7 protein-coding genes and 1 pseudogene are annotated in these 10,373 nt (G+C 67.3%); 3 read left to right on the top strand and 5 right to left on the bottom strand.

All coding sequences use genetic code 11. The annotated features are described in order from the left end of the window. Positions 1-321: 321 nt before the first annotated feature. A pseudogene (locus tag ACWC0C_RS47420) lies at positions 322-438 on the top strand (IS5/IS1182 family transposase); the annotation flags it as partial. A gap of 215 nt (positions 439-653) precedes the next feature. Here the strand turns inward: ACWC0C_RS47420 and ACWC0C_RS47415 are convergent. From ACWC0C_RS47415 to ACWC0C_RS47395, 5 genes are all read right to left on the bottom strand, one after another. After that, the gene (locus ACWC0C_RS47415; RefSeq protein ID WP_450871369.1) at positions 654-1,628 is read right to left on the bottom strand and encodes an L-threonylcarbamoyladenylate synthase; all 975 of its coding nucleotides are present in this window, start codon (positions 1,626-1,628) and stop codon (positions 654-656) included. Positions 1,629-1,693: 65 nt separating this feature from the next. Next, positions 1,694-4,270 (bottom strand): protein kinase domain-containing protein, encoded by a 2,577-nt coding sequence (locus tag ACWC0C_RS47410; RefSeq protein WP_450871367.1) that lies wholly within the window; start codon positions 4,268-4,270, stop codon positions 1,694-1,696. 47 nt (positions 4,271-4,317) lie between these two features. Beyond that, on the bottom strand, positions 4,318-5,343 hold the full coding sequence (locus tag ACWC0C_RS47405; RefSeq protein ID WP_450871365.1) for a patatin-like phospholipase family protein: 1,026 nt from the start codon (positions 5,341-5,343) through the stop codon (positions 4,318-4,320). After that, positions 5,327-8,950 carry a caspase, EACC1-associated type gene (locus ACWC0C_RS47400; protein ID WP_450871363.1) on the bottom strand — a complete coding sequence of 1,208 codons (3,624 nt, stop codon included), beginning with the start codon at positions 8,948-8,950 and terminating at the stop codon, positions 5,327-5,329. Before ACWC0C_RS47400 ends, ACWC0C_RS47405 begins: the two co-directional genes overlap by 17 nt. Positions 8,951-9,017: 67 nt before the next feature. Beyond that, the gene (locus ACWC0C_RS47395) at positions 9,018-9,401 is read right to left on the bottom strand and encodes an effector-associated constant component EACC1 (RefSeq protein WP_450871361.1); all 384 of its coding nucleotides are present in this window, start codon (positions 9,399-9,401) and stop codon (positions 9,018-9,020) included. A 408-nt stretch (positions 9,402-9,809) separates the two neighbouring features. Between ACWC0C_RS47395 and ACWC0C_RS47390 the strand changes: the two genes are divergently transcribed. Next, positions 9,810-9,959: a hypothetical protein gene (locus ACWC0C_RS47390; RefSeq protein WP_450871359.1), complete on the top strand. Its 150-nt coding sequence runs from the start codon at positions 9,810-9,812 to the stop codon at positions 9,957-9,959. A 126-nt stretch (positions 9,960-10,085) separates the two neighbouring features. Continuing rightward, positions 10,086-10,373, top strand: a 288-nt coding sequence (locus ACWC0C_RS47385) for a DUF4259 domain-containing protein (protein ID WP_450871357.1), incomplete at its 3' end; no start/stop codon positions are given.

The raw sequence follows: 10,373 nt of genomic DNA, 5'->3' as shown, positions 1-10,373 counted from the left end.
CCTATGGGCGCTGCTTCGGGACAACCGGCTGTTCACACCAGCTCCTCCGGTCCCGCAAACGGCTTGACTCGGTCATTGAAACTCCTTGCCATCAGCTACGTCCATCGACCTCTCGTGGTGCAGGTCGAGGGACATGTGCGTGTTCGTGATGGCCAGGACCCTCAAGCCCAACTTCGTCATCCCCATGGGGAATTCGGTGAAATCGGAATGGACCATTGCATGAGACTCAAACCACCCGAGGGTGGGGAAAACCTTGAACGTCGACAAGGCAGAGCACGCGCCTGGGCGCACGCCCCCAATCGGCGGTACGCCCAGGTCACGACCGACCGCCGTGCGTATCCGAGTGATCAGTCCGATGCTCGCTGGGAGTTGATCGAGCCTGTGCTGTCCGCCTGGCGCTCCGGTGGCGCCGCCACGCGAGAGCAACGGCCCCGGGGTGGTGGCTCTTTGCGAACCAGCGGTGTGGGCCCGGAGCGGGGACGGGGTGAGTGCGCCGTGCGTACGGTCACTGTGCGGCCTCGACGTCGGCTTCCGCGCGGGTCGCGCTGGTGAGGAAGCTCAGGAGGTCCCGGACGGACGGAGGGGACTGCCGGACCGGGCAGACACCGCGCTCTGGAGACGTCAGGTCCGGCAGCCCGCGCCATCGGGGCTGGTCACCCGGTGAGCCGAGGCCCCGAGGCGCGGCGCAGCCGGTTGGCGATCGCCAGTCCCAGCCCCTCCTCGACCGGCAGGGAGCCGACGATGAGGTCGCACCCCCGCTGGTCGAGCTCGCGCAGGAACCCATATAGCTCGCGCGCGTAGCCGGCCAGGGTCGCGGGGACGTCCACCACGGCGTGTGCCTTCACCGGGGTGTCGGCGAGGGACGGGGGGAGAAGGACGCCGACCTGGTGCCCCTGCTCCTGCGCGAGCCGCGCCTCGTCGCCGACCTTCTCCGGCTCCACCAGGACGACCCGCGCAGACGGCGCGTAGTGCGACGGGTGCTGACCTGGCACCCGGGCATGGCTCGTGGACGGGACCTCGATCGGATCCCCCAGCACCGCTTCGAGGTCCTCGCGGGTCACTCCGCCGAGCCGGAGGATGGCCGGGGTCTCGCCTGTGACGTCGATGATGGTCGACTCGACGCCGACGCCGCAGGGACCGCCGTCCAGGACGAAGCCGACGGCATCTCCGAGCTCCGCCCGTACGTGGTCGGCCGTGGTGGGGCTGACCGAGCCGAAGCGGTTGGCAGACGGGGCGGTGACACCTCCGCCGAAGGCCGACAGCAGCGCAAGGGCGACAGGGTGGTCGGGCACGCGCAGGGCCACCGTCTCCAGGCCACCCGTGGCTTCCAGGGGCACCCGGCGGCCGCGCCGCAGGACCAGCGTGAGCGGCCCCGGCCAGAAGCGCTCGGCCAGCAGTCGCGCCGTCTCGGGCACGTCCTTCACCCAGTCGACCAGATGCTGTGCCCCGCCGATGTGGACGATCAGCGGGTGGGAGGGTGGACGTCCCTTGACCTGGAAGATGCGCGAGACGGCAGCGGGGTCTTCGGCGTTGGCGCCCAGACCGTAGACGGTTTCGGTTGGAAGGGCCACCAAGCCGCCGGCGCGCAGCACCTCGGCCGCCTTCTCGATGTCAGTGGTTGTTGCCATCACCTTCGAAATCCTCCCACCGTTCCGCTCTCCAACTATCCCTCCACGTCGGCTGCAGCGGAGAACTACAACGGCGCAGGCCGCAGGTACGCCTCGTAGCGTTCCGCGGCCAGGTAGCAGCGGGTGAGGGCGATGCGTACGTCTCGTGCGCCAACGGAGCATTTGACGATGTAGAAGAGGCCCACGTTGATGCCGGAGACGACGCTGGCGTAGGCGAGGATGTCCAGGAGTACGCCCCGGCCGAGGAGGACGGCGAATACCCAGACGATAGCGACGTAGATCAGCATGGAGTGCCCCCACATCTCGTACTTGGAGAGGCCGGTGATCTTCTCTGGCTGGGCAATGGTGCCGATGCCTTTCTCGCGAGCTCGGACGGCAGCCTGGTGGGCGTACCGGTAGCCATAAACGTTGACGCAGAATGCGCTGGTGATGCCCACCGCGCTGCCGATGGTCCACAGTTGGGGAGCCAAGAGGTTGATGGGCACGACGAGGAAACCGACGATCAGGGCGTTAGCACGTACCCAGTACTCGGCCACGCGTCCCGTTATGCCGAGCGTGGCGGGTTTGCCGGGCCATCGGCAGGACAGGCCAGCGTAGATGCTCTGGTAGTACTTCACCGCGCAGAGCGCGAAGGTAATGCCGGTCATCCGCGCGGCCAACCGGGCTGCGCGGGTGCTGGTGTGCTGCGCCTCAGCAACTGCGTGCGGCAGTGGTACCGGCGTGCCGAGGTCGTACAGGACCAGCAGTACGACGGTCGCCAAGCAGATGAGCCACATGGTGCCGCTCAGCCAGGACCATGTCGTGAGCCATTCGGCTTGTTTGAGATCCCGAGTCAGTGACCCGCGCTCGGGAGTGTTGTCCGTGTCGCGGACGGCCTGCTCGATCTGTTGTCGGCGGCAGGTCCGGAGGCGGAGTTGCCGCCGCGGTGAGCCGGCCATGGGCGCGAGCAGTCGTACAGCGCGTAACCAGCGGCGTGCGTCGTCCCCCATTGGCTGTCCTTCTGCCGCGACTAGGGCCTGGAACTCGCGCTCAAAGATCGTGCACAGCAGTTTGTGGGGGCTGCCCTGGCCAGGTGCAAGCTGTCGCAGGAATTCAGCGACCTCGGGGAACAGGAGGAGCCGTTGGTTGGGTGATGGGTCGATGAGGTCTTCGACCAGTCGGGCCAGGGTCGGCGTCACGGCGTAGAAGGCGTCGGGTGCTGTGCCGTCCGGATTTCGGTCGATCCCGCAGGTACCGATGATGATCTGGCCCAGGGAGTAGAGATCGGCGTGCGCGTCTGGTGTCTCCCCGGCGCGCAGCTCGGGTGCTGCGTACAGCTCGTCCATGCGCTGTGTACCGGTGGACGTGCGGCCTTGCAGGTGGTTACGGCCGAGGTCGATGAAGCGCATGCGCCATTCGCTGCCGTCGTCTGGTGGTTGCGCCTCGACGAGGATGTTGCGGGGGTTGAGGTCCGCGTGGCACAAGCCCGCCGCGTGGAGTTCGCCCAGGGCCCTCAGTAGCGGTGGGACCACGTGGGGAAGGAGTTCGAACTGTGGGCGGGCTTCGGGTTGGAGCAGGGGCCGAGGTACCACTCCTTCGAGGGTGGGGCTGTCGTCGGGCAGACCAGGGTAGTCGTCGGTGAGGACGTCGTGCAGGGTTCTGCCGGGCGCTAGGTCCATCAGGATCCAGGTACAGGCGCTGGCGTGGACCTCCACCGTGCTCGTGTGCGATACCCGCGCGGCAGCAGAGGCGGACAGGGGGGAGTATTTCTCTTGGTACGCGAACGTGGCCTGGGAGATGGCCGGGACCTGTGCATACGGCAGTAGCACGCATTTCAGCACCAGAGGATTTTCCCTGCTGGTCAGCCCGCCGTCTTTGCGGTGCGCGGTGAGGACGATTGAGGTGGTGCCGAACCTGAGGAGCCTCATGCGTTCGAAGTCCAGGTCTTGCCAGGCTTCGAGGCTGCGCTGGTATGACGCGTACGCGTCGCCGTCTTCTTCACCCGGTTTCGGTTTGTGGGCCAACCTCTCGGGGAGCGGGGGTTTGTACATGATCCGCAGGGCTTCGCATACGGCGGGCAGGCCGAGGAGAAGGTCGGCCTTCGCTTCGCGTTCCTCCTGTTCCTCTTGGGCTTTGAGGTCTTGGGGAACTCGCGTGGCGATGTCGAGATGCTGGCGCGCCTCGGCGTCCTGGAGGGTCAGCAGGGTCAGGGCCAGGACTCCGAGCCGTGCCGTCGCCTGTTCGACGGACCGCTCTCTCCTGGTCGTCGGGCGACGGCCCGTGAGCAACTGGTGAACGAGTGTGGTGAGCTGGCCGGGCAGTTCCCAGCCAGGCCGGATGGAGCTGGGTTCTGCGCCCTCGCCGTCCGGTGACGTGGCGCGCGCGGATAGCGCGTCCAGCATATTGGCGTAGGTCACTCCATAGCTGTGCGAGTCGAGAGGGGCTGACTCGAGGACGAGACGCCAACCGGTTTCGACGTTGCGCGCCCAGCCATCGGCAACGTCGACGCCGTCATGGCGTTCTCCCGGATTTCCGGTCGCGGTACGGCCTGCGACCTCCACTTCGTTCTCCAACTCGCCGATGCGGAGCTGGATTGCGTGGAGGGGCTGTCGGTCGAAGTCGGCAGCGATGCGGATAATGCTTTCCATAATGCCGAACTGCACGAGCGCCTCCGGTCGCTTGCTGGATGACGGGGGTCACCGGGCCAACCTCACCAGGCATGGGAGACAGTCATCCTCGGGATGGCCCGTCGGTAGTTCTTCTCCACCGCCCAGTGCAGGACTTCGTAACCCGACCGTGCTCCGGCCAGGAGCTTGCCGATGTCCATTTCGTGTCGTTTCAGCTCCGGGGTTCCTGGTACAGGCGCGAGGTCCAGGACGTGGGGTTCCTGGGGCGAGGAATGGCGTTCGTCATGGAGTACGAGCCGGGCCGCTCGGTACTCCGTGACGGCTCGGACGTATCCACGGCCGAGACCTGGATGGAGCCGTTCGAGATGATGCTCTACGACACGGTTGAGGGCGGTGAGTTTGTTGCGGGGCCGGGCCATGGGCCGGGTGCTGAGCGACAGGACGTGAGTGCACTGCTCCCTTGCGAGAAATAAGGGATGGGCCGTCAGCACGCCTCCGTCCACGGTCCGCGTGCCACGGTAGGGCCAGGTCCCGCTGACCGCGAGCGGCAGCCAGATGGTCGAGCGCAATGCCTCGGTGAGGTCGGCGGGATCCTGAAAGTTCATGATGTCGCGTGTCTTGAGTCCGTCGACGTCCGTGATCATCACGTGGAGCGGGATGTCGGACGCCAGCACCCGCTCGTAATCCAGCGGCTTGCGCGTTCCGACCACCTTGTCGATCGCGTAGTGCGGGTTGAGGACGTCCTGAAAGCGCAAAGCCCGGCGGAAGTCGAGGAACTCCGGCGTGGTGAGGTCGTCATAGTAGATGGACAGCGGATACCAGGTGCGGCCGACGAGGAAGTAGGCCGCATTGATCGCACCGGAGGAGCATCCGTAGACAGCGTCGAAGGCGGGAAGGAGGTTCATGTCCTCGAGCGCCGAGAGCATCGCCGCTGAGATGATCCCGCGCATCCCGCCGCCCTCCACGGCGAGTCCCAGCCGTTTGCCGTCGGTGCGATGGCCAGGAAGGCTCTGTGCCGCGCGGCGGGCCCGCAGAAGTGCCAGTACCGGGTGATCCGGGTTCCACGGCGGTGCGTCGGTTTCGTGCAGGCGATCAGAGATCGCAGTCATGAAAGGACTCCTTGAGCTCAGGGGCGGCACCGGGTACGAAGTGGAGCCTGCTGACTCCCGTTGCCTGTCCGACGATCAGGTGTGTGCTGTCGGCCTCCCAGGCGCAGTCCGTCAGGGGAGGCATCAGGCGGTGGCACGCCAGAACGTCCAGAGTCTCGGCGTCCCAGCACCAGACGAGTCCGTCCCGGCCGACACCGGCGAGGTGGCGGCCGTCGCCGGACAGCGCCAGGGCTGTCACCGGGTGCCGCAGTTCGCGTTCGGCGAGCACATGGCCCTCTGCGGTGACCCGCAGCAGAGCGCGCGCGGCGCGATAGAGGGTGCCTGCGCCCCAGTGCAGAGCCGTTGGAGGCGATACGTCATCGGCGCCGGTCGGGGGGCGCGGCAACTGGCGCGGCGCGAGGGGCATGGCAAGGCTTGGACGGCCTGTGTCGTCGGTACTCGTGGCGTTCGCGACGGAGAGGTCGAGGTCGTGGAGGCTGGTGGCGTCGGCCAGCCAGAGGTGCCGGGACGAGGAGTCGAAGCAGCAGGCATGGAAGGCGTGGCGCCCCATGATGGGGCGAGCGAAGGGGTCCGGTGCGGTCATCTGCCACAGCAACGCCTCGCCGTCACGCGCGATGGTCGCTGCCCAACCACCGTCGGGGGACCCTGCTGCGGCGACGACGGCCGTACGGTGTGGCGAGCGGACAGGGTCCTCGGTGGTCCCCCGGGCTGTGACGTCGGCCCCGCTGCGAAAGGTGACACGGCCCTCCTCCCCTGCGAGCAAGAGCCAGCGGCCGGTCTCCAAGGGAGCGGCCGCGGCGAGGACCGCCGGGACGCGGTGCGGCGTCTCCGAGGGAGTGGGCGGCGAGGGGGCGGGAGCCGTCGTCACATGGGCCGTGCTGTCCTCGCGGACGACGAGCACCTCACGCCCTGTGCGCAGACAGGCGATCACAGGCGGCGCCGGATCCGGGCGGGACGAACCATCGTCCAGGAGCCGTCCCAGGTTCCACAGACGGACGAAACCGTCGTTTCCAGCAGTCACCAGGCCGGCACCGTTCCCAGTGAAGTGCACCGAATGGCCCGCTGCCGTGTGCGCCTTACGTCGAACGCGCTTCGGGATGTGCGCGGCATCAGGGCCGCCCCTGACGTGGAGCGTGACGAACCCGTCTGCGTCCAGCGTGGCAAGTCGGCAGGCGTCCTCGGCCAGTGCCGCGGCCACCACACCCGGACCCGTGCCCCATGTGCCGACGCCGAAGGACGTGACCGTCTCCGCGACTGCACGGGCTTGATCGTGCGCCTGGATCCACCAGGCTGCCAGCCTGGCTTCGCTGGCCCCGCCGAACCCCAAAAGCCGCAGCCGCAGCCATCCTCGCCGGCCTACGTTCTTCGCGTACCCCTCCCGCTCGACGTGGTCCTGGGGGAGCAGTTCCGCCAGATCTCTCCATCGCCACGCCTGCCGAGACTGGGTGATCAGGCGCTGGCCCGAGTGGATGTCCCAGGCGCTGAGGGAGTCCGCGTCGGTCAGCGTCAGCAGGGTGTGCCCGTCGACCAGTGCGGCACCCGCAACGGAGTGACGATGAGGGAAGGCGTGGGCGATGCGGAGCGAGCCGCCTGATGCATCAGCGGGCACGGTCAAAAGATGGACGCTGCGGTCGCCGCGCCCCAGACACGCGGCCAGTCCAGCTGCGATACCGCGACAACCGCGGAAACCACCAGATGGTGTGGACAGCGGATCACCGTGCGCCCTGCCGGCCAGGAGGTCCCAGAGGCACGCGGTCCCGTCGTTTCCGATCAGCAGGGCACGCCGCGAATCCAACAACAGGCAGTCGGCAAGGCCGCTCTCGGTGCGGTCGGCCGTGGCCAGCAGCACGCCGGTGGGCAGTTCCCACAGCCGGGCGATGCCCTGCTCGTTGGTGATCAGCAGACGCGTCCCGTCAGGGTGGACGGAACAACCCGTGACCGGGCCGCCGGATCCGCCCAGCACACGGACGACCTGAGGCGGCTCGGTGTCCGACGCATGGTCGAGTTGCCAGCGTGGGGCGTCGGGGCCGTGCGCATCCCACCAGGACGTGACGGGGTTGGCCCGGCCACGGCCGCACAACACCGAGGCGTCCGTTCCCGCAGGATCGGCGCCGTCAACGAGATGAGCCCACGAAGACAGGGCCTCAGCCACCTCACGGCCCTTGTCTCCGGTCGCGAAAAGATCGCGCAACGCCATGCCCACGCCTCTGGCCCCACGTGAACGGTGCAGGATCCAGCGGGGATCGCTCACCAACGCCGTGCGCTCCTCGTCCCGACCGGCCGCAGACAGCCTGCCCGGCAGGTCACGCCACACGTAGGCTGCTCCGCACCGGCTGGACAGGACGGCCAAGGGAGACCAAAGTGTCCAGGCCCCTTCCTCCGGTCGGCAGGCGCCGGTGTCCCGCGTAACCTCGTCGCCGTCGCCCCCGGATGCGATGAAGGTATAAGCGGCCTTCAGCAGTGCCCTGTGGGCTTCGGTGACCTGATCGTCGTCCAGGGCGGCCAGGCTGTCGAGAACACCGGGCCGTATGGACAGGACGAGGCTCGGTACGTCCTCGCTCTCCACCGCCGGGGCCAACGCGATCGCCGCGCTGGCGAGTTCGGTCAGCATGTCGCGCACCATGACGTCGGAGTGGCCGAGCGCCCGTAACCACCTGGCGAGCAGGCACAACGGGAGATCCGTGTCGAGGTCCAGCAGGCGCAGGATGGCCAGCGGGGCGAGCTTGACCTGCGTGGCGGGGCCCGACCGGATGCCCCACATCGGATGGCGTGTCCTGCCGTCCGATGGGCTGTCCTCGATCCGTACGGCCCAGTCGGCATGGGCACGCTGCACACGAGTCGTGGAAGTGTCGTCGGCGCAGCGCACGATGCATGCAACCTCGTCGCTGAACTCCGCCGGAACGCGCGGGTTCCCGTTCGCGCGATTCAGGACGAACGGCATCCTCGCCGCCCCGTTCATGTCGCTGATCCACGGGGCCGGCCGTTTCCCGCGCAGGAGATGGATGCGCGCCTCATCGAACACCGCGTTCAGAGATAGGAATTCGGGTCCTCCCTTCATACCTTGGCGGAGCACGTGGACGAGTGCGCCGGTGAAGGCCGTATACCTCTCCCGGGACGGGGCCACGGCCCTGACCGTCGGTCCGGACGCGGCGATCACGACCGCGCCCTCGATGTCGGTCTTTCCCTCCAGGTCGCCCCCTTGGAGCCCGAAGGCCCTCGCTGCGAAGCAGCAGTCGAGGATGACGATCTTGCGGCGAGCCTTGCTTCTGTGGAGGTGCTTCTGGACTTTGTCGTAGTCGAGCGCCTTGTCCGGGCGCTCCTTACTGCTGCCATGCAGGGCGAGGAGCAGGTTCTCGCGATCGTCGAGCAGTCCGTGACCGCAGTAGTACACGAGCAGCGTATCCGTGACGGACAGATCGCTGGCTGCCTCGTGAAGCGCATCAAGGACGTCGTCTGCCCGTAGCGGATCGGGGAGGCGTCGGCATCGGGACGCGTCCAGGTTCCATTCACCCTGTAGAAAGTCCCGGACCGCGTCCATGCTGTTGACCGCGGACAGCAGATCGCCGGGGTCCTCACGGTCGGCGTAGGTACCCGCGCCGATGAGCACTGCCCGCGACTGTTCGGGATTGGGGAGCGCCGGGTGAAGACCGAGGACAGGTCCGTCTGTGACCCCCTCAGCCATCCTCACCTCCGAGCAGTGCAGCCAACAGGCGCTGCTCGGTGGCGGGATCCACGCCATCGATCCGGACCGCGTCGCGTCCCGCCCGGACAACGGTCACGCTGACCGATCCAGGCCGGCTGAGGCGCCAGTTGTTGATGCCCAGCCATAGAGAGGCCGCGTTGAAGCCCGTGCTCAAGACGAGAGACAGGACGTCGAACCATGGGGACTGGTACGTCGCCTCGGGCGGATTGAGGGACGTCAGCTCCCGGCTCAGCGTCCCTGTGCGTACCTCGGGGTCCCGGGCGAGCCATCTGTCGAGCGAGCGTAAGGAACGTTCCGCTTCGTTCTGGTCATCGGTTTTTATCAACAGTGTGATGGATGAGCTGATTTCGCCCATGTCTTCCCCCCGGAAGATCCCCCGTCCGCCGGCGGACCGCACGTCTCGGCCTCCAGCTCGCCGAAACCGTCCACCCAGAGTGTGTAACCAGTGTTGCCCCCTCCCCGAGACCTTCACGCGTCGTTGGTAACTCTTTGCCTTCGCTGCCTAACACTCGGCGCTTTCTGAAGGTTTTCAGAGGAGAACCGAACCAAAAGCGGCACGTTTCGTCATCTGGCCAGTGGGTTGGCGGCGAGCGTCGAAGACGCCGACCGCCGACGATCAGAGAGCACCTGACAGACGGTGGTGAGCTGGCGAGCCCGGTGCGTTGCAGACGGGATCGCCAGGCTCCGGGACGCAGACGCCCAGGCTGCCGCGCGTGCTGGCCCCCGGGCCGCGTCGCGAGGCATCAGATCTGAACACATCGACTTGACAGGGAACGCGACCAACGTCGAACAGGCCGTGAGGGTGGAGCTGGTGATGGCCGCCAAGCGGCAGGGCATGCCGACCGTCGCGGTCGTCGTCGCCACGCCGCTGTCGATCAGCCGTCTCAACACTGGGCGGCCCGCGGATGCGTGAAACATGGGCCAAGGACACGCTGCTCCCCCACAGTCCCGTGCTGGTTCCGGGGGCGTGACGGCGACGCCGTTGTCAGTGGCTCCGACCAGAATGTCGCGGACAGAGATGGCGATGCAGGAGTGACGTATGGGTACCTGGGATCTCGGTCCCTTTGGCAACGACACCGCAGCGGATTTCTGCGGGGACCTTGATGAGGCAGCCGTAGGCGAATGTGAGGGCATTGTCCGCAGCACTCTCATACGCGTGATCGACACCGCGGGTTACCTCGAAGTACCCGAGTCCGAGGAAGCCGTAGCTGCGGCCGCTCTTGTCGCCGTGCAGTGCCCTGGAGGTGAACCTGCCGATCCCATTTACGGGACGGAAGAGCCTCTAGCCTCGATCTTTCTTGACGGACCGCCGACGGAGTCGGCGGTC

The sequence above is a fragment of the Streptomyces sp. NPDC001709 genome (assembly GCF_053596375.1).
This window is presented reverse-complemented; position numbering and strand designations above follow the sequence as displayed.

Coding starts and splice junctions, on each gene's coding strand:
- ACWC0C_RS47415 (WP_450871369.1), bottom strand. CDS start 1,628: ATGGCAACAACCACTGACATCGAGAAGGCGGCCGAGGTGCTGCGCGCC.
- ACWC0C_RS47405 (WP_450871365.1), bottom strand. CDS start 5,343: ATGACTGCGATCTCTGATCGCCTGCACGAAACCGACGCACCGCCGTGG.
- ACWC0C_RS47395 (WP_450871361.1), bottom strand. CDS start 9,401: ATGGGCGAAATCAGCTCATCCATCACACTGTTGATAAAAACCGATGAC.